Genomic DNA, 17,247 nt, shown 5'->3' with positions numbered 1-17,247 from the left:
GCACGGGGGCGGACGGGGTGAGACTGGAGCCATGTGCCGCAGTATCAAGACGCTCCGTCCGCCCGTGCTGCCCGAGGAGGCGACGGAGGAGGACATCCGGGCCGCCGCGTTGCAGTACGTGAGGAAGGTGTCCGGTTTCCGGGCGCCCGCCGCCCACAACCGCGAGGTCTTCGACCGGGCCGTGGACGCGATCACCGAGGCCACGGCCGAACTCCTGTCCGGCCTCGAGGTCCGAGGCCAGACCGCCCGCCCGGCGGGTTAGCGGTCCGGGATCGCCGGGCGGGGGGCTGGGCCGGGGTCGGCCGCCGGTCGCGGTCGGGCTCGGTAATCCGCCGTCCGTCGGTCGCGGGCTCGGCCGTCCGCCGGCCGGGGGATCAGCAAGGCCGTCAGGCGCACCGGCGTCCTTCGCCCCGCCGGGGCACGGGCCGGCAGCCCACCGCGCGTCGGTGAGGAGGGCGGGCGGCTCGTGATTCGCCGTCGTTCACGGGGGGCCGGGGTGCAGGCGATGAACCCGTCGGTACGGGTCACCACGCCGCCGGTCAGTACCGCTGCGCCTTCGTGATCGCCGCCGTCAGGCTCTGGCCGGCGGGGATGCGGCTGATGGCGAGGGGCTGCGCCTTGTCCCCGGGTGCGAGGTCCTCCGCGCCGACGTAACGGGTCTCGACGACCTTGCCGTCGGAGTCGCGGAAGTCGACCCGCACCGCGAAGGACGCGGTCTCGTCCGTGCGGTTGGTGATGTTCACGGCGACGGCGAGCAGGCCCCCGGTGTCGGCCCGCGGCTTCCCGGTGAGGGACACGTCCGCCATGGCGTTGCCCTGGCCCTTGAGGTCCTTCAGCTCCCGCTGCGCGGCCTCGTTGGCGCGGGCGACCTCCGCGGACACCGACGCCTCGAACTCCGAGGCGCGGGCCGAGGCGGAGGAGGCCGCGGCCGAGGCGCGGGCCCGCGCGGATTCCGCCAGCGAGGCGAGAGCGGAGGCCGGGGTGCCGGAGAACGAGGCCGTGTAGGGGCCCGACAGGGCGGGTCGCACGGAGGCCGTGCCGTCGTCGCCGCCGCCGTCGTCCCCGCCGCCGCAGGAGACGAGGGCCGCCGCACCCGCGGCCGCGAGCAGCAGCCCGGCCAGCGCGGTCCGTACCTGGGCCCGCTGCGATGGTGTGGTCCCCATGAGGTCCCTTCCCTGGTGGCCGCGGGCGGGGACGTGCGCGTGACACGGTCCGCCACTGTTTGCCCGCTTTCAGCCTGACTATGGCCATACATACCTGTATGTGACCCATCGTGCACGCACCGTAGCGGCTTGGCCATTCCAGGGCTCCGGTGCGCGGACCCGGCCTCGGGCGAGCGCCCCGGCGAGACTCAGGCCCGCCGCATCAGATGCGTGGCCGCCGCCCCCGCCGCGAACAGGGCGAGCAGCGAGACGCCCGTGGCCAGCCATGTCGTGCCCAGCCAGTGGGCGCCGAAGTAGCCGAGGGCGACGCTGTACGTGGCCCAGGTGAGGCCGGCCAGGGCCGACCAGGGGACGAAGTCGCGGGGGCGGCGGTGGGCGGCGCCGGCGGTGAGGGAGACGACGGAGCGCCCCGCGGGGGCGAAGCGGGCGAGGACGACCAGAGCGCCGCCGCCCCGGGCCAGGGCCGTGCCGAGACGTTCCTGCGCAGTGCTGAGGCGAGGCAGGCGGGCCAGCGCGCGGTCCAGGCGGGCGCCGCCGCTCCAGGCGAGGCGGTACGCCACCAGGTCACCCAGCACGGACGCGGTGGTGGCGCAGAGAGTGAGGAGCAGGATGTCGGGGACGTCGGCCGGGACATGTCCGGTGGCCGCGCCGGAGCCGGCGGCCGCGGCCGTCGCCGCCATGATGACCAGCACCCCGCTCGGCAGTACCGGAACGAACACGTCGAGCAGGACCGACGCGGCCACCATGGCGTAGATCCATGGACTGCCCGTCAGTGACCCCACACTCTCCAGCACCGCGACTCCCCGTCATCCCCCGTGAGCATCACAGAGTACGCCGGGGGTGTGACAAGAGATTCACGGGGGGCTCGTGTGTTCGGTGCCGGATGTTCACGTACACACCGAAGAACGGCGCCCGGCCAGGTCGGCCGCGCTCACCCCGCTGCCCGGTTCCGCGCCCGCCGCCGCCCCCGGCTCCGCCGCCACCCGCAGCACCGCCCGCGCCACCGCGTCGGTGTCCGACAGCGTCACCGAGTCCACGCCGGGCCGCGCGCCCGCCGCCGTCACCCAGTGCACGCCCTCCGTGGGCACCCCGATCGCGAACCGCCGCTCGTGCGGCACTCCTTGACGGTCCATCAGGTGGTACGGCCGCCGGGTCACGTCCAGCCCGCCGGTCTCGTACCCGTCGACCGTGTGCGGCCGGCACTGCCCGGTGCCGAGGAGCCCGGTGAGCAACTCGTCGGCGGTGCGGCGCAGGTCGGGTTCCGGGAGCCGTGCCTCCACGAGGGTCGTCACGCGTACCGCCGACCCCGGCACCTCGGGCGAGTGCGCCACCCACGCGCCGTCCGCGCACCGCACCTCCAGCCGCGGGCCCAGTACTTCCACCACGCCGGACGCCGTCAGCGCCGCCAGTTCCTCGATGCGGCGCCGGGGTGGGCCGATCGAGAGGAAGGCGTTGAGCGGGGTGTACCAGCGGTCCAGGTGGTCCCGGCGGGAGGCGCCCGTCAGCCCGGCGTGGTCGACGATCAGCCGGATCTCGTTGCGCAGGTCGCGCAGCACGTCCAGGGCCGCCTTCAGCGGGCCGCGCACATTGCCCAGGGCGGCCTGCGCGGCGTCCTCGCGCAGATAGGTCAGGAGCCAGTCACGCCACGCGCCGGGTCCGTCGAACGTCCGGTCGGCGTGCGGCCGGGAGATCCGCCGCCACGACCAGCGTTCGGCTGCCGGGATCCCGAACTCGTCCAGCAGACGGGCCTCCTGCGGATCGCCGTGCGGTACGGCGAGATAGCGTGCGGTGAACGCGCGTGACCCGTCCAGCAGCGTGGCGTAGTGGACCGTCTCGACCTCCTTCGCCACCAGCGGCCATATCTCCGTCAGGAAGTCCGGCGCGTCCCCCGAGTCCGCGCGCTTGCGAAAGCCCGCGATCACCTCCGGCGTGAGCACGAGGGGCTCGTGGCGGCCGTAGGGGCCCTTGGCGTTGTCGCCGCGCGCCTGGTACGGGACCCCGCGCCGGGAGCCGGCGTAAAGGCGGGGCTCACGGCCGGAGGGGAGGTAGCGCAGGCCGTCCTCGGTGCGGACGAAGCGGCCGCCCCGTCCGGTGGTCAGCAGTGCCATGTGGTCGAAGAAGTTCAGGCCCAGGCCGCGCAGCAGCACCGGTTCGCCGGGGGAGAGGGGGTCCAGGTCGACGTCCGCCGGATTGGCGGGCGGGACGTACCGCAGGCCGTTGCGGTCGGCGTACGACGTCTGCCGGCGCTGTTCCTCGTCCGGTGCCGTCGGCAGGTGGCCCTGTGCGAGGACGACGGCCGCGAGTCCGGTCAGCAGCCGGCCGTCGTCGAGCGCGAGGACCTGATGGCCGTCGGGGCCGTCGTCGAGCCGGACCGCGCGGGCCGTGTGGACCTCGACGCGCACTCCGGGCGGCGCCTGACGCATCGTCCGCGCGAACACCCATGCAAGGTAGCGGCCGTACTGCGCCCGGGTCGGGTAGTCGTCCGGCCCGAGTTCGCCGCGCGCCCACTCGAACAGGCTCGGGCCCGGCCGGATCGGCCCCGAGCAGTCCACACTCTCGTCCGTGAACAGCGTCACCTGCGAGGCGACGGTGTTCATCAGCAGCTCGGCGGACTGGGTGGTGCGCCAGACCTGTCCGGGGCCGGGTGCCGCCGGGTCGATCACGTGCACCGTCAGCGGCGTACCGGGCGGCAGGAGTTCGGTGGCGGAGGCGCACAGGCGCTCCAGCACGCTGGTGCCGCGTGGCCCGGCACCGACGAGGGCGACGGAGACCGGGGCGGGGGCGGACCTGGTCCCGGGTGGCAGCGACCCTTCCGGAGAAGTCCCGCGTGGAGCCTCCGCCAGGGGGGCCTCCGGTATGGATTCCGCGGTCGGTGCAGACAAAGGGGTGACTCCCGGGCATGTGGGGCGCAGTGCGGCGGACCGTCCAGGGGGTAAGCGGACGGTCCGCTTCATCATGCCGTCGCGAACATCAGAAGCCAACGCGGGTCCCACAGGTCCCGGATGTACCTCATGAGGTGGTGAGAACCGACTCCTCCACGGTCGTGAGCCGTGCGCCGCCCTGCCCGTCCTGCGCGGTGTGCTCCAGCAGCAGCCGCGCCGAACGCCCGTTCATCGTCAGCGTCATGAGCTGGTTGCCGAACCACGGCCCGCTCGTGCAGCGCCAGTCGATCGGCGGCTGCGGCACCTTGCCGTGGCCCGCGATCCGGCGGCCCAGGAACCGCGCGAAGCGGCTCCAGCCGAATCGGAAGCCCATCTGCATCACCGGCGGGATGGAGTTGTGCACGGGCGAGCAGGTGAGCTGGAGCACGCGTGCGTCCGGGCCGCCGGCGGGCCACGTCGGCTCCGCCACATAAGCGTGATGCACATCCCCCGACAGCACGCACACGGTCGCCGGTGCCGCGTCTCCCGAGCCGACCTCGGCGATCAGCGCCGCCAGCGCGTCGAAGGACTCCGGGAAGGCCGACCAGTGCTCCAGGTCCGCCCCCCGCCGCATCTTCTCGCCCCACCGCGCCCAGCGTTCGCCCTTCTCGCCCCGGCACAGCGCCGCGTTCCACCCCTCGGCGTCGTGCACCAGGTGCGGCAGCAGCCAGGGCAGGGAGGTGCCGATCAGGAGGTGGTCGAACGATCCCGGCTCGTCCAGCGCCTCGGTGCGCAGCCACTCCTGCTCGCCGGCGTCGAGCATCGAACGGCTGCCCTCCGCGAGGACGCGGGCGGCGCGGCTGTCCACCATCAGCAGCCGGACCCGCCCGAAGTCGCGCCGGTAGCTCCACCGCACGGTCGTCGGGTCGGCGTCGGCTTCGGTGGCGAAGGTGCGCAGCAGATCGGTGGCGTCCGGGGTGTCCCGTACGGCCGCGTAGAGCGGGTCGGCGGCCAGTTCGGCCGGTGACAGGTTCCCCAGGTGCTGGTGGACCCAGTACGACATCAGGCCGCTGACCACCCGCTCCTGCCACCAGTCGGTGGTGCGCATCTCGGCGAGCCAGGCGGCGGAGGTGTTCCAGTCGTCGATGACGTCGTGGTCGTCGAAGATCATGCAGGTGGGCACGGTGGACAGCAGCCAGCGCACCTCGGAGTCGCGCCAGGACTCGTAGTACAGCTCGGTGTACTCCTCGTAGTCCGCCACCCCGTTGCCCGGCGGCTCCTTCAGGTCGCGGCGGGCGGCCAGCCGGCGCCGGGTCGCCTCGGAAGTCTCGTCGGCGTAGACCTGGTCGCCCAGGAGCAGCAGGACGTCCGGCCGTTCGGCCGTGGGGTCGGCCGCGATGCGGGCGGCCAGGGTGTCCAGGGCGTCGGGGCCGACGGGGTCCTTGCCGTCGGCCGGGGGCGCGGCCCAGCGGCAGGAGCCGAAGGCGACCCGGACGGTGCCGTCGGCCCATCCGGCGCGGATCACCGAGGGCGGGTACGGCGAGTCGGGCAGCGGCCACACGGGGGTGCCGTCGAGCAGCACCTGGTACTCCGTGGTCGTGCCGGCCGTCAGGCCCGTCACCGGCACCAGGGCGTAGTGGTGGCCCGCGACCTGGAAGGTGCGGGCCGTGCCGTGGGCGCCGTCGGCGCAGCGCACCTCGGCGGTGCAGGGGCGGCTCGCCTCGACCCAGACGGTCGCCGTCGAGCCGTCGACGTACCTCAGCAGTGGTCCCAGGCGCAGTGCCGCCACGTGATCTTCCGCCTTCTCTCTGGTCGGCCCGTCCCGAGGGCGCTCCGCGCCCTCTTCACCGGCTTCCTCCGTCGCCCCGTACGGTACGGAACGACGGAGGCCGGCGGGGAGGTTCCGCGCCGGAAAAGTGGCGCGTCGGAGTCAGCCGGAGGCCGGGTGGGTCAGCAGGAGGCCAGGTGGTTGGTGAGCGCGCTCTTCTCGGTGGAGTCGACCGAGAGACCGTAGTAGTACTTCACCTGGACCCAGGCCCGCACGTAGGTGCAGCGGTAGGTGGTGCGGGACGGCATCCAGGTGGCCGGGTCCTGGTCGCCCTTGGCCTGGTTGACGTTGTCGGTGACCGCTATGAGCTGCGGGCGGGTCAGGTCGTTGGCGAAGGACTGGCGCTTGGAGGTGGTCCAGCTGCCGGCGCCGGAGTCCCAGGCCTCGGCGAGCGGGACGAGGTGGTCGATGTCGACGTCGGCGGCGGCGTACCAGGTGGCGCCGTCGTACGGGGAGTACCAGCTGCCGCTGGTGGCGGCGCAGGAGGAGTCGGTGACGACACCCGAGCCGTCGCGCTTGAGGACGGTCTCACGGGTGTTGCAGGCGCCGGACTGCGTGATCCAGTGCGGGAAGAGGTCACGGTCGTAGCCCGTGCGGTCCTCGGCCCGCACGGGGAGCTGCGCGAGGTAGGAGCGGGCGGTGGCGCCGCTGACCGGGGTGGGGAGGGCGGCGGAGGCGGTGGGGGCGCTGAACAGTGCGACGGAGGCGGCGAAGGCGCTGATCGCCGCGACTGCGCTGAGCCGTCGACGCGCGTAGAACCTGGGCATGCGAACTCCCTTGGAGTGTGGGGGTGTTGGCGTACGAGCGAGGGAATGCTGTCGATGCCGTATTGCGAACGGGTGTGCGTTCGGTGAGAAGCTAGTGACACGTGCATGACACGACAAGATTCAAGACGGAACTTTTCCGTCCGAGGGGCCGGTGGGGCCGTCGCGTACCATGGGGGGCGCAGAAGGGGAGTAGCTCTTCGCCGGTCCGTCGACATACTGCTCAGCCCGCGAGGGATCCGAGCCGGCGCCCGGAGGCGGGTCTCGATGACGAGGCCGGCCAGCGAGACCTTCGGCAAGCAGTGCACGCCCGTGCCCCACGGCACGGGTGCCATGTGTGCTGCCGTGCCGAGGTCTGACGTTTCACCGCGACTCTCGGCCGGTGGCCCCGACCGATTGAGGAACCTTGATCAGCCTGACCGTCACGGCGCTCGTCTTCGGCGTCGTCTTCCTCGCCGAACTGCCCGACAAGACCGCGCTCGCCGGGCTCGTCCTCGGCACCCGCTACCGCGCCTCGTACGTCTTCGCCGGGGTCGCCGCGGCCTTCGCGCTGCACGTCGCGCTCGCCGTAGCGGCGGGCAGCGTGCTGACGCTGCTGCCGCAGCAGCTGGTGCACGCGCTCACCGGTGTGCTCTTCCTGGGGGGAGCGGCGGTGCTGCTGTTCAGGAAGGGCGACGGGGAGGAGGAGATCCGCAGGCCGCAGGACCAGTCCTTCTGGAAGGTCTCCGGCGCCGGCTTCATGCTCATCCTGGTCGCCGAGTTCGGTGACCTGACTCAGATCATGACGGCGAACCTCGCCGCCCGGTACGACGACCCGCTGTCCGTCGGTCTCGGTGCGGTGCTGGCGCTGTGGGCGGTGGCCGGACTGGGCATCGTCGGTGGCAGGGCGCTGATGACGCGGGTGCCGCTGAGGCTGATCACCAAGGTGACGGCGCTGCTGATGCTCGGTCTCGGGGTGTGGAGCCTCTGGGAGGCCGTCACCGGCTGAGCTGAACGGTAAGTGAAGGCTTGGCTACGGCGCTGGCGGTCGCGCGACTTGTTTTGTACCGTGGAGGAACAAAGTGGCTCCCGCCCGTTTTCCCTGACCGGCGGGCGGGGCCGCCTTGTTCCCCCGGGCTCGCCCTGTTCCCGGGCCGGCGCTTCCCCGCCGCCCCCACCCGCGTACTGGAGCTGCCGATGACGGCCACCACCGTGCTCACCGCCCGCGCCCTCCTGCTCGACATGGACGGCACCCTCGTCAACTCCGACGCCGTCGTGGAGCGCATCTGGCGACGGTGGGCCGAGCGGCACGGACTGGACGGGGACGAGGTCATGAAGGTCGTCCACGGGCGGCAGGGGTACGCGTCCATGGCGGTGCTGCTGCCGGACCGGCCGATGGAGCAGAACCTGGCGGACAACGCGCGGATGCTCGCGGAGGAGACCGCCGACATGGACGGCGTCGTGGCGATCCCCGGCGCGGCGGATCTTCTGGCCTCCCTGCGCGGGCTGCCGCATGCCCTGGTGACCTCCGCGGATGTGCCGCTGTCCACGGCGCGGATGGCCGCGGCGGGGCTGGCGCTGCCGGACGTACGGGTGACCGCGGAGTCCGTGGGCGCCAGCAAGCCCGACCCCGAGGGGTTCCTGAAGGGCGCCGCCGAGCTCGGCGTGGCTCCCGCCGACTGTCTGGTCTTCGAGGACTCCGGCGCGGGGATCGCGGCGGGGCGCGCCGCGGGGATGCGGGTGGTCGGGGTGGGGCCGCGGGCCTCGGCGCATCGGCCGGACGTGCTGGTGGGGGATCTGAGCGGGGTGCGGGTGGAGGGTGTTGCGGGTAGGGGGATACGGGTTTCGTTCGAGTGAGGGGTGCTGGCCGCCGGGGGGCGGGGCGTTGGGGTGTCGGGGTGTGGGTGTTGACTCGCAGTGGTGTCTGCGGGGGGCTGGGGTGTTGACTCGCAGTGGTGTCTGCGGGGCGCGGGTGCTGCGTTGGGGGCGGGGGTGCTGACTGCGCGGGGCGGGCGTGCTGACCGCGTGGCGGGGCCTGGGTTCCGTGTGGCTGAGGGGGCGGTGGGGGCCGCCCGCCGGGTGCGGCGAGTGGGGGCCGTCGCGGTTTCGGGCGGTGGGGCGCGTTGAGTTTCGCGCGGCGAGCGGGGCGGGTGGGTTTTCGGGCGCGTCAGGGTTCTGACGTCTCCGACTCCAGCTTCTGGCGGGTCTCCTCGCCGTAGACACCCAGTTCGTCCGTCCGTACGCCGCGGGCCCACTGGTAGTTGCGCACGGCGTACTCGACCTCTTGCGTGTAGTGGCCGTGCGGGTCGTCGTTGTAGAGGTACAGCTGGCGCAGGCGGAGCTGGAGCTCTGTGACCTCGGGGCCGGAGTCACCCCGGCGGAGCGTCGGGGGCGGCTCGTCGCGGTCCGCGGGGGCCTGGGTGTTCGTGGCGGGGGCGGTGGGTGAGGACGAGCGCGTCGCCGTCGGTGACGGGGGCGGGGCCGATGGTGACGTGCTGAGCGTGGGCGACGGGGTGGGCGTGGCCGACGGTGCGGGGGACGGGGATTGCGGGGTGGAGGTGGCCGACGTGGCCGCGGTCGAGGGCGCCGGGACCGGCGCGGTCGTGCGGGCCTGCGGGACCGCCTCCCGTACGGGCTCCGGAGCCGCGCTGTCCCTCGCCGGGGGATCGTAGGAGAACAGGCCGCCGGCGAAGCCCGCCGTGGCGGCCACCGTGACGATCGCGGCGGTCGCGAGGAGAGTCGTGCGGCGGCGACGACGGGGGTGGGGGTGGGTGTCGGGGTCGGGATTCGCGGTGGCTTCGGGTGTGGGGGGTTCGGCGGGGGCGTGGTGGTCGCCGGGTGCCTCGGGCTCGCCGGGTTCGGGAGGTTCAGGGAACTCGGTCGATGCCGGCGGCGGCTCGGTCGGCGCGCTCAGGGCCACGTAGGGGCGTATGCGCAGGGGGTCGAAGTCTTCCGCCGCCGCCTGTTCCGCCGTGCGCGCGTCACGCAGGGCCTCGGCGGCCCGCTCGCCGCACTCACAGGACGGGGTGTTGTCCGCCCCCCTGGGCGTCCCGCACTCCGGGCACCGGTGTTCGTTCGGATGCGCCACGCTTGCGTCCCTCCCCTCGCGGCTTCGTGGTCCCAGAGATTATGCAGATTCCGTATACGCCCCGTAGGCGGCGCCCCCGGAATCGCTGGGGAACGACCGTTTTCCCGCGGGCTCGACAGGCCATAACGGGGCACACCGCCCACGATGGAGGAGGTAATGCAGGCCGGGCGAGGCAGCCTCGGGAGGTGTGCATGGCCGGGCGGACGCACAGCGGCAGGGCCGCTCAGATACCGGGCGCCGTGGACCGCGAGCAGGTGCCGGGGAACGTCCTCGTGTCGATCGGCGCGCTGCTGCTCGGCATGCTGCTCGCCTCGCTGGACCAGACGATCGTGGCGACCGCCCTGCCGACGATCGTCAGCGAACTGGGCGGTCTGCAGCATCTGTCCTGGGTGGTCACCGCCTATCTGCTGGCGTCGACCGCCGCGACCCCGCTGTGGGGCAAGCTCGGCGACCAGTACGGGCGCAAACGGCTGTTCCAGATCGCCGTCGTGATCTTTCTCATCGGCTCCGCGCTGTGCGGCATCGCGCAGAACATGCCGCAGCTGATCGCCTACCGGGGGATCCAGGGGCTGGGTGGCGGCGGGCTGATCGTGCTGTCGATGGCGATGGCCGGGGATCTGGTCCCGCCGCGCGACCGCGGTCGCTACCAGGGGCTGTTCGGCGCGGTGTTCGGGGCGTCGAGCGTGCTCGGGCCGTTGCTGGGCGGGGTGTTCACCGAGCATCTGAGCTGGCGCTGGGTCTTCTACGTCAACCTGCCCGTCGGGGTGGTCGCGCTGGTCGTGATCGCCACCGTGCTGCATCTGCCGCGCACCGTCACCAAGCACGTCATCGACTACCTCGGCACCTTCCTCATCGCCGCCGTGGCCACCTGCCTGGTCCTGGTGGCCTCCCTCGGGGGCACCACCTGGGGCTGGGGCTCGGCGCAGATCGTCGGGCTGCTGGTGCTGGCGGCCGTGCTCGCCGTGGGATTCGTCGCGGCGGAACGGCGGGCGGCGGAACCGGTGCTGCCACTGCGGCTGTTCCGTGTCCGCACCTTCAGCCTCGCCGCCGCGATCAGCCTGATCATCGGTTTCGCGATGTTCGGCGCGATGACGTATCTGCCGACGTTCCTCCAGGTCGTGCAGGGTGTGTCGCCGACCTGGTCGGGTGTGCACCTGCTGCCGATGGTGCTGGGGCTGCTGCTCGCCTCGACCGGTTCCGGGCAGATCGTCAGCCGCACCGGGCGCTGGAAGGTCTTCCCCGTCGCGGGGACCTTTGTCACCACGCTCGGGCTGCTGTTGCTCCACCACCTCGACGAGCACAGCTCCGACGCCGTGATCAGCGGGACCTTCTTCGTCTTCGGCTTCGGGCTCGGGCTGGTCATGCAGGTGCTCGTGCTCATCGTGCAGAACGCCGTCCCGTACGAGGACCTGGGCGTCGCCACGTCCGGTGCGACCTTCTTCCGGTCGATCGGGGCGGCGTTCGGGGTCGCCGTCTTCGGATCCCTCTTCGCCGGGCGCCTCGGCGAGCAACTGGCGTCCGCCTTCCGTGGCGTGCCGCTGCCGCCCGGTGTGTCCGTGGAGAGTCTGGCGGCCGACTCGCGGGGGATCGCCGCCCTGCCGGGCGAGTTGCGGGCGCGGGCGCTGGGCGCGTACTCGTCCGCCATCACCGATGTGTTCCTGTACAGCGCTCCTGTCGCGTTCGTCGCGTTCGTGCTGGCGTGGTTCCTGAAGGAGGACCGGCTGCGGGTGTCCGTCACCGCGCCCGACGTCTCCGAGACGCTGGCCAGCAATCCGGTCGAGCGGTCGTCGTACGACGAGGTGTGCCGGGCGTTGTCGGTGCTCGGTACGCGGGAGGGGCGGCACGAGGTGTACCGGAAGATCTCCGTGCGTGCGGGGTACGACCTCGTGCCGGCGGCCAGTTGGCTGTTGCTCCGGATCAAGAGGTACGGGCGGGTGGAGCCGGGCGTGCTCGCCGAGCGCAGCTCGGTGCCGCTGGGGGTGATCCGCGACGGTGCCCGTCAGGTCGAGGAACGGCGGCTCGCCGTGCGCGAGGGGCTCGACCTGGTGCTGACCGAACAGGGGCGGGTGGTCGCTGAGCGGCTGGCCTCGGCCCGTGAGGAGTCGCTGGCGGAGTTGCTCGGTGACTGGTGGGGGCCGGAGCGGCCCACGGATCTGGTGCAGTTGGTGCGGGAGCTGAACGAGGAACTGTGCGGGTCGGATCGGGAGGAGCCGCATGAGGCGCGGCCGGTGGCTCGGTTCCGGTGAGGTTCGGGGGTGGTTCGGGGATGCCTGCGGCGGCCGTGTGCGTGGGGTGGGGGTTGTTGCAGCGCCGGGGGGCGGCGGGTGGGTCGGGGCCGCGCCGGGGGTGTCCGTCCTCGGGAACGGCGCGGAATCGGTCACTTGCCGACTCGCCAGGGTTGACGCGCCGGCCGCTGCGGGCGGACACCCCCCGGCACGGCCCCGTCTCGCCGCACGCGGGTGCGGCTTCGCGGCTCAGGCGAGTGGCTTCGTGAACCAGTGGTCGGCGTACGGGGCCGTGTTGTGCGGTGGGGTCTCCTCGTAGCCGAGGCGGGCGTACAGGGCCCGGGCCTCGGTGAGGTCGCTTCTGGTGTCGAGGATCATCCGGGTGGCGCCGAGGTCGCGGGCGGCCTGCTCGGCGGCGGTGACCAGGCGGGCCGCTCCACCGCTGCCGCGCAGGCGGGGCAGGAGGAAGACCCGGGTCAGTTCGGCGGTGGCCGGGTCGGTCAGGCGGATGCCCGCCATGCCGGCCGGGGTGCCCTCGTGGCGTGCGAGGAGAAGCAGGGTGAGGTCCGTGCCCGGGTCGGCGGCGATCTCCCGTTCCAGTTCGGCCGGCTCGGTCGTGCGACCGTGGTGCAGCAGGTACCAGCGGTCGCTGACCTCCGTGTAGTACGCCCGCCAGAGCGCGCCGGCGGTCGGGGAGTCGGTGGGTTCGGGGGTGATCGTCCAGGTCATGCCCAGCATCCTCGTGGGTTGCGACGAGCGTGCCGCTCACCGGACTGCCCTAAGCTGACAGCCCAGTTGACGGCCGGCAAGGAGACAGACGCATGGCGGGCGCACGCGAACTGCCGCCGGACGAGGTCCTGGTCCAGCGGCTGCGTGACCGTGACGAGGAGACGTTCGCCCTCGTGCTGGACACCTGGTCGGGTGGCATGCTGCGGCTGGCGATGTCGTTCGTGCCGACCAAGGCGTCCGCGGAGGAGGCCGTCCAGGACACCTGGCTTGCGGTCATCAGGGGGATCGGCGACTTCGAAGGCCGTTCCTCCCTGAAGACCTGGGTGTACCGGATCCTGGTCCGCACCGCCAAGGCGCGCGGTACCAAGGAGAGCAGGACCGTTCCCTTCACCAGCCTGCTGCCGGAGGACGAAGGGCCGACGGTCGAGGCCTCGCGGTTCCGCGCCCCCGGCGAGCGGTACGCGGGGCACTGGGCCGTCGGGCAGGAACCGCGGTCCTGGCACATCCCCGAGGACCATGTGCTGCGGGGCGAGGTCCGCGAGGTGATAGCCCGGGCCCTCGACGAACTCCCGCCCCGCCTCCGCAGGGTGATCACGCTTCGTGACGTCGACGGGTACGGCTCCGAAGAGGTGTGCTCCCTGCTGGAGATCTCGCCGGGCAACCAGCGCGTCCTCCTCCATAGGGCGAGGGCTTTGTTGCGGCTTAAACTGGAGGACTACTTGTCCGGTGTTCAGGACGTCGCAGCGGGAGGGGACGACCGTGGACTGCGTTGACTTCGTGGAGCTGGTGACCGAACTCCTCGAGGGCGCCCTGCCCGAAGGCGATGAGCGGCGCTTCATCGAGCACCTGGCGGAGTGCTCCGGGTGCGAGCGCTACCTCGATCAGTTCCGTCAGACGATCACCACGACGGGCGAACTGACGCCGGACAGCATCTCTCCGGACGCCCGGCAGCAGCTGCTCACCGCCTTCAGGGACTGGCCGCGGCAGTGACCTGCTTCAGCTCGGCCGCGCCGAACGAGACGCTGAAGCGTTCACACCAGATCGTCACCGTGGAGAACCGGTCCAGGTCGGTGCCTGCCGGGATCGCGTAGTTCTGGTTGCCCTCGTTGCCCTTGAGGTCGCCGAGGTCGATGTGGGTGCCGTCGTCGAGGTTGCCGCCACCGTCCTGCTCTACCGGCTGGTCGCTGAGCCAGACGTGCAGGGCCGGTCCGTCGGAGGTGCGCAGGTTCGTCAGGCGCAGGTTGGTCCGTCCGTCCGCGAGCTGCTGGACCTCCACCGAGCCGCTGGTCTCGTGCTCGTGGGAGATGAAGCTGCCGGAGACCGACGGCTGCGCCTGTCGGGACGCGGGAACCGCCTCATCCACACGGTTCGTGGTGAACAGCCGCCAGGGCTGGAAGAGGTAGAGCCCGACGGCCGCCACGACTACGACGGCGGCGGTGCTGATCCACAGGACAGGGCGCTTGATTCGGCTCATGGGGGTCCGTTTCTGTGAGGTGCTCGGTGGTCCTGGGGCGTACGGGCCGGTTCGGGGCGGACCCGAACCGGCCCGGACTTTCCCTAACGCCAGCTCCAGTTGACGGCGCCGTAGGTTCCCGACGTGGTGATGTCGATGCCTCGCCGGTCGTCGTAGCTGAACCCGGCGAAGACGTAGCTGCGGGAGCCCTTCCACGCCCCCTGGACCGCGTGGAGGGTGACCGCCTGGTTGGAGGACGGGACAGGGGCCCCGACGGTCTGGCACTTTCCGGCGAGCACGCGGAACGCGTAACCGCCGTGGCTCGGGAACTCGACGACGGTGTCGTAGCCGCGGCCGTTGTTGCAGAGACGGAACTGATGGGGGGTGCCCGCCTGGGCGCCGGCCGCCGGGACGAGGGCGGCGGTCGCGGCGATCACCGTGGCGGCCGCGATCCGGGCGGACCACTTCTTCCTGAGCGCGCTGTTCTGCATGCGTTTTCCTTTGTCTGATCAGTGCGGGATCGATGCCGGCGCAGGGGACGGCATCGCGGGTTCGTGCCGACGGTCGTTCAGCACCCCTGGCCGTCGGGGCGCGGCCGGTCGTGTCCGGTGGCGCGCGCGGCCTTCTCCCGGCGCAGCTCGTCGGCCTCGTCACGGACGGCGTCGAGGCGGGCCTCGAGCATGCCCACCCGCTCGCGGTAGCGCTCCAGCTCGGCCCGGACGAACGCGGCGTCCGCCACCTGGCGGGCCGTCTCCTCTCGGATCGCGGCGGTCTCCTCGGTGAACTTCTCCTGTGCGGCGTCGAGCGCGGCGACGGCCATGTCGCCCGCCTCCTCGGCGAGCACGGCACGCTCCTCCGCGGCCAGGATGCGCTGCGCGCCGGCGCGGGTGACCGCCTCTATGCGGGCCTCGGCCGCCGCGGAGTCGGTGATGATCGCCAACTCCTCGATGTAGGTGGGGAGTTCGGCGGCGAGCCGCTCGATGAGGGCGACCAGGGCATCGCGTGACTGGGCGGCCGGCGCCTGCTCGGACGGCTCGGGCATCGTCTCCGGGGCGAGTGTGTGCCCCGGCGCACCGTGAGCCATGACGGCAGCGGAGGCGACTGGCCAGGGCTGTCCGGTGACCGGAGCCTGGGCCTGCTTTGCCGCCTTCTTGGCCTCGGCTGCCGCGCGCTTGTCCTCCTTGCGCTGCTGACGCTTGGCGCGGAACTTCCGGAACGCGCCGAGTGCGTTGTGCTCCGGGTGCGGGCAGTAGCGGGGCGCCGGCCCCTGCGCGCCGGGCGCGGGCGCCTCGGGCGGATTGGTGCAGCCCGGGTAGGCGCAGGTGGGGACGGTTTCGACGGACTCGACGGTCATGTTGGCTCTCTCGTCGCTGTGTTGCTGTTTGGTCGGGCTGAGTGGCAATGGGGCTCGGTGGTGGCGGCCACGGTGGTGGCCGGGCTCGGTGGTGGCCGGGCTCGGCTGTCGTCGGGCACCTGCGGCTTTGCGGCACCTGCGGCTCCGGGCACCTGCGGCTTTCGGGCACGGCGGTGCCTCGGCTCAGCGGTGTCCGGGCTCAGCGGTACTCGGGTGCTCGACCGGCACCCCGGTGGCTGAGGTCGATCAGGCCCTGGGTGCGGCCGCGCTGGGGGCTCTTCTGCGGCGTGCGGTCGGGGAACAGCGCACGCGGGTCGTGAAGGCTCATACTCCTCAGTGCGGCCCGGGCGCCGAACGTTACAAGCGGCATCCGAAGATTTCGGGGCGGGCTCGTTCGGGTGGGGGTTCTCGTTTGGGTGGGGCTTTGCGGGCAACCCGGTCAGCGGACCGGCCCGGTGAGGGGTCGGTCGGGTCGAGAACCCGGAAGGCATTCATGTCCACTGGCTGGATCATTGCTCTGATCGTGATTGTGGCGGCGGTCGCCCTCATCGCGGCCGCCCTGACCTTGCGCGGCCGTGGCGCGGGCGGCGGACGGGACCTGAGGCGGCGCTTCGGACCTGAGTACGACCGGGCGGTGGCCCGGCACGACGGGGATGCCACGGCCGCCGAACGTGAGCTCGCCGAGCGCGTGGAGCGGCACGGCAAGCTGCGTGAGCGGCCGCTCGAACCGGCGGACCGCGAGCGGTTCGAGGCCCGCTGGACGGCGGCCCAGGAGCGCTTCGTCGACTCGCCGCAGGACGCCGTGACCGAGGCGGACCGGCTGCTCGCCGAGCTCGCCGGGGTCCGGGGCTTCCCGGACGGCGGGCAGTACGAGGAGCAGCTCGCCGCCCTGTCCGTCCACCACGCGCACCACGTGCACGGCTACCGGCGCGTCCACCGCATCGCCCGCACGCCCGCGAGCGGTGCGCAGGACGGCCGTACCGGCGCCGTGCAGGACGGGGGCGCCGCCACCGAGGAGATGCGCGAGGCCATGGTCGAGGCCCGCGCCCTGTTCGACGACCTGCTGCGTCCGGCGCGTGACGACCGCCACGGACGTCCGCCCGCCGAACGGACCAGGACGACAGCCCACGCAGGCTCCGGCCGGCTGCATCTGCCGGCGGCCTTCGGGCGCCACGCGAAGGGGAGTTGAGACACATGACCGACGTGACACGGCCCATGGGCGGCGGCGAGCCGCCGGAGCCGGACCGCACCGCGCGGCGTGACGACCTCATAGGGCGGGACACGGCGCCGGGGACGGCGAGGGAGGTTCCGGACGGGTCCGGTGCTTCGCTTCGTGCGGGTTCTGTGGCGCCCGGTGGTTTCGGGGACGGTGGGGCACAGGAGTCTCGTGGCGCTCAGGAGACTCTTGATGCTCAGGAGGCTCGTGGGGCCGCCCCCACCGCCGGTGGCTCCGCCGCGGTGCCCACGGGTTCCGCGCGGCCCCCGGCCGACCCCTCCGCGCCCACCTCCCGCATGTCCCCGCTGCTGTCGGGTGAGGAGACCGGCAAGCTGGAGTTGCGCATGCAGCAGGCGGTGTCCTCGTTCGTGGACGGTCCCCGGGCCGCCATCGAGGAGGCGGACCATGTGCTGGAGGAGATCGCGGCCCGGTTCACGGAGGCCGTGACCCAGCGGCGCCGCACCCTGCGCAGGTCCTGGGAGTCGACCGACGAGGCCACCACGGCGACCTCCGACACCGAACAGCTCCGCCTCGCCCTGCGGGACTACCGCGAGCTCGCGGAGCGGCTCCTGCGTCACTGAGCGCAG

19 protein-coding genes are annotated in these 17,247 nt (G+C 72.6%); 8 read left to right on the top strand and 11 right to left on the bottom strand.

The genetic code is table 11. From position 1 onward, the window contains the following. The first annotated feature begins 31 nt into the window (after window positions 1-31). Window positions 32-262 (top strand): DUF2277 domain-containing protein, encoded by a 231-nt coding sequence (locus ACIHCM_RS02435; protein ID WP_399887943.1) that lies wholly within the window; start codon window positions 32-34, stop codon window positions 260-262. Window positions 263-539: 277 nt separating this feature from the next. Here the strand turns inward: ACIHCM_RS02435 and ACIHCM_RS02430 are convergent, their stop codons facing one another. From ACIHCM_RS02430 to ACIHCM_RS02410, 5 genes are all read right to left on the bottom strand, one after another. Next, on the bottom strand, window positions 540-1,163 hold the full coding sequence (locus tag ACIHCM_RS02430) for an FxLYD domain-containing protein (RefSeq protein WP_399887941.1): 624 nt from the start codon (window positions 1,161-1,163) through the stop codon (window positions 540-542). Window positions 1,164-1,351: 188 nt separating this feature from the next. Continuing rightward, a complete protein-coding gene (locus ACIHCM_RS02425; protein WP_399887939.1) occupies window positions 1,352-1,957 on the bottom strand; it encodes a DedA family protein in 606 nt (201 codons plus the stop codon). Window positions 1,958-2,050: 93 nt separating this feature from the next. After that, the gene (locus tag ACIHCM_RS02420) at window positions 2,051-3,967 is read right to left on the bottom strand and encodes an FAD/NAD(P)-binding protein (protein WP_399888705.1); all 1,917 of its coding nucleotides are present in this window, start codon (window positions 3,965-3,967) and stop codon (window positions 2,051-2,053) included. Between the two features lie 205 nt (window positions 3,968-4,172). After that, a complete protein-coding gene (locus ACIHCM_RS02415; protein WP_399887937.1) occupies window positions 4,173-5,813 on the bottom strand; it encodes an alkaline phosphatase D family protein in 1,641 nt (546 codons plus the stop codon). 161 nt (window positions 5,814-5,974) lie between these two features. Beyond that, window positions 5,975-6,619 carry an HNH endonuclease family protein gene (locus ACIHCM_RS02410; RefSeq protein WP_399887935.1) on the bottom strand — a complete coding sequence of 215 codons (645 nt, stop codon included), beginning with the start codon at window positions 6,617-6,619 and terminating at the stop codon, window positions 5,975-5,977. Between the two features lie 403 nt (window positions 6,620-7,022). On the opposite strand from ACIHCM_RS02410, the gene ACIHCM_RS02405 reads away from it, so the two are divergent. Then, window positions 7,023-7,604, top strand: coding sequence for a TMEM165/GDT1 family protein (locus ACIHCM_RS02405; RefSeq protein WP_399887933.1), 582 nt, complete (start codon window positions 7,023-7,025; stop codon window positions 7,602-7,604). A gap of 188 nt (window positions 7,605-7,792) precedes the next feature. Then, entirely contained in the window at window positions 7,793-8,452 is a 660-nt protein-coding gene (locus ACIHCM_RS02400) for an HAD-IA family hydrolase (protein WP_399887931.1), read from the top strand. A gap of 310 nt (window positions 8,453-8,762) precedes the next feature. On the opposite strand, the gene ACIHCM_RS02395 is transcribed toward ACIHCM_RS02400, so the two are convergent. Continuing rightward, on the bottom strand, window positions 8,763-9,683 hold the full coding sequence (locus ACIHCM_RS02395; protein WP_399887929.1) for a peptidoglycan-binding protein: 921 nt from the start codon (window positions 9,681-9,683) through the stop codon (window positions 8,763-8,765). Between the two features lie 191 nt (window positions 9,684-9,874). Here ACIHCM_RS02395 and ACIHCM_RS02390 point away from each other — a divergent pair, with 191 nt between their 5' ends. Further along, on the top strand, window positions 9,875-11,929 hold the full coding sequence (locus tag ACIHCM_RS02390; protein WP_399887927.1) for a DHA2 family efflux MFS transporter permease subunit: 2,055 nt from the start codon (window positions 9,875-9,877) through the stop codon (window positions 11,927-11,929). A 228-nt stretch (window positions 11,930-12,157) separates the two neighbouring features. Here the strand turns inward: ACIHCM_RS02390 and ACIHCM_RS02385 are convergent, their stop codons facing one another. Beyond that, window positions 12,158-12,637 carry a GNAT family N-acetyltransferase gene (locus ACIHCM_RS02385; RefSeq protein WP_399887924.1) on the bottom strand — a complete coding sequence of 160 codons (480 nt, stop codon included), beginning with the start codon at window positions 12,635-12,637 and terminating at the stop codon, window positions 12,158-12,160. A gap of 92 nt (window positions 12,638-12,729) precedes the next feature. Between ACIHCM_RS02385 and ACIHCM_RS02380 the strand changes: the two genes are divergently transcribed. Together ACIHCM_RS02380 and ACIHCM_RS02375 are read left to right on the top strand one after the other, a co-directional pair. Then, the gene (locus ACIHCM_RS02380) at window positions 12,730-13,410 is read left to right on the top strand and encodes an RNA polymerase sigma factor (RefSeq protein ID WP_399887922.1); all 681 of its coding nucleotides are present in this window, start codon (window positions 12,730-12,732) and stop codon (window positions 13,408-13,410) included. Beyond that, window positions 13,397-13,627, top strand: coding sequence for an anti-sigma factor family protein (locus tag ACIHCM_RS02375; protein ID WP_399887920.1), 231 nt, complete (start codon window positions 13,397-13,399; stop codon window positions 13,625-13,627). Before ACIHCM_RS02380 ends, ACIHCM_RS02375 begins: the two co-directional genes overlap by 14 nt. On the opposite strand, the gene ACIHCM_RS02370 is transcribed toward ACIHCM_RS02375, so the two are convergent. From ACIHCM_RS02370 to ACIHCM_RS02355, 4 genes are all read right to left on the bottom strand, one after another. Beyond that, on the bottom strand, window positions 13,605-14,111 hold the full coding sequence (locus tag ACIHCM_RS02370) for a DM13 domain-containing protein (protein WP_399887918.1): 507 nt from the start codon (window positions 14,109-14,111) through the stop codon (window positions 13,605-13,607). The two genes, ACIHCM_RS02375 and ACIHCM_RS02370, sit on opposite strands and share 23 nt — an antisense overlap. 83 nt (window positions 14,112-14,194) lie before the next feature. Beyond that, window positions 14,195-14,581, bottom strand: a complete 387-nt coding sequence (locus ACIHCM_RS02365; RefSeq protein WP_399887916.1) for a hypothetical protein — start codon at window positions 14,579-14,581, stop codon at window positions 14,195-14,197. A 77-nt stretch (window positions 14,582-14,658) separates the two neighbouring features. After that, window positions 14,659-15,444, bottom strand: a complete 786-nt coding sequence (locus ACIHCM_RS02360; RefSeq protein ID WP_399887914.1) for a hypothetical protein — start codon at window positions 15,442-15,444, stop codon at window positions 14,659-14,661. A gap of 199 nt (window positions 15,445-15,643) precedes the next feature. Continuing rightward, a complete protein-coding gene (locus ACIHCM_RS02355; protein ID WP_399887912.1) occupies window positions 15,644-15,772 on the bottom strand; it encodes a hypothetical protein in 129 nt (42 codons plus the stop codon). A gap of 165 nt (window positions 15,773-15,937) precedes the next feature. Here ACIHCM_RS02355 and ACIHCM_RS02350 point away from each other — a divergent pair, with 165 nt between their 5' ends. Then, window positions 15,938-16,633, top strand: coding sequence for a hypothetical protein (locus tag ACIHCM_RS02350; RefSeq protein ID WP_399887910.1), 696 nt, complete (start codon window positions 15,938-15,940; stop codon window positions 16,631-16,633). A 269-nt stretch (window positions 16,634-16,902) separates the two neighbouring features. Then, window positions 16,903-17,241, top strand: coding sequence for a hypothetical protein (locus tag ACIHCM_RS02345; protein ID WP_399887908.1), 339 nt, complete (start codon window positions 16,903-16,905; stop codon window positions 17,239-17,241). Window positions 17,242-17,247 lie beyond the last annotated feature (6 nt).

This window comes from Streptomyces sp. NPDC052023, assembly GCF_044548465.1.
Taxonomy (GTDB): Bacteria; Actinomycetota; Actinomycetes; order Streptomycetales; family Streptomycetaceae; genus Streptomyces.
This window is presented reverse-complemented; position numbering and strand designations above follow the sequence as displayed.

Excerpts from the sequence above, each read along its gene's own strand:
- ACIHCM_RS02430 (WP_399887941.1), bottom strand. The coding sequence starts at position 1,163 with ATGGGGACCACACCATCGCAGCGGGCCCAGGTACGGACCGCGCTGGCC.
- ACIHCM_RS02435 (WP_399887943.1), top strand. The coding sequence starts at position 32 with ATGTGCCGCAGTATCAAGACGCTCCGTCCGCCCGTGCTGCCCGAGGAG.
- ACIHCM_RS02365 (WP_399887916.1), bottom strand. The coding sequence starts at position 14,581 with ATGCAGAACAGCGCGCTCAGGAAGAAGTGGTCCGCCCGGATCGCGGCC.
- ACIHCM_RS02410 (WP_399887935.1), bottom strand. The coding sequence starts at position 6,619 with ATGCCCAGGTTCTACGCGCGTCGACGGCTCAGCGCAGTCGCGGCGATC.
- ACIHCM_RS02350 (WP_399887910.1), top strand. The coding sequence starts at position 15,938 with ATGTCCACTGGCTGGATCATTGCTCTGATCGTGATTGTGGCGGCGGTC.
- ACIHCM_RS02390 (WP_399887927.1), top strand. The coding sequence starts at position 9,875 with ATGGCCGGGCGGACGCACAGCGGCAGGGCCGCTCAGATACCGGGCGCC.
- ACIHCM_RS02400 (WP_399887931.1), top strand. The coding sequence starts at position 7,793 with ATGACGGCCACCACCGTGCTCACCGCCCGCGCCCTCCTGCTCGACATG.
- ACIHCM_RS02385 (WP_399887924.1), bottom strand. The coding sequence starts at position 12,637 with ATGACCTGGACGATCACCCCCGAACCCACCGACTCCCCGACCGCCGGC.
- ACIHCM_RS02355 (WP_399887912.1), bottom strand. The coding sequence starts at position 15,772 with ATGAGCCTTCACGACCCGCGTGCGCTGTTCCCCGACCGCACGCCGCAG.
- ACIHCM_RS02360 (WP_399887914.1), bottom strand. The coding sequence starts at position 15,444 with ATGACCGTCGAGTCCGTCGAAACCGTCCCCACCTGCGCCTACCCGGGC.
- ACIHCM_RS02370 (WP_399887918.1), bottom strand. The coding sequence starts at position 14,111 with ATGAGCCGAATCAAGCGCCCTGTCCTGTGGATCAGCACCGCCGCCGTC.
- ACIHCM_RS02380 (WP_399887922.1), top strand. The coding sequence starts at position 12,730 with ATGGCGGGCGCACGCGAACTGCCGCCGGACGAGGTCCTGGTCCAGCGG.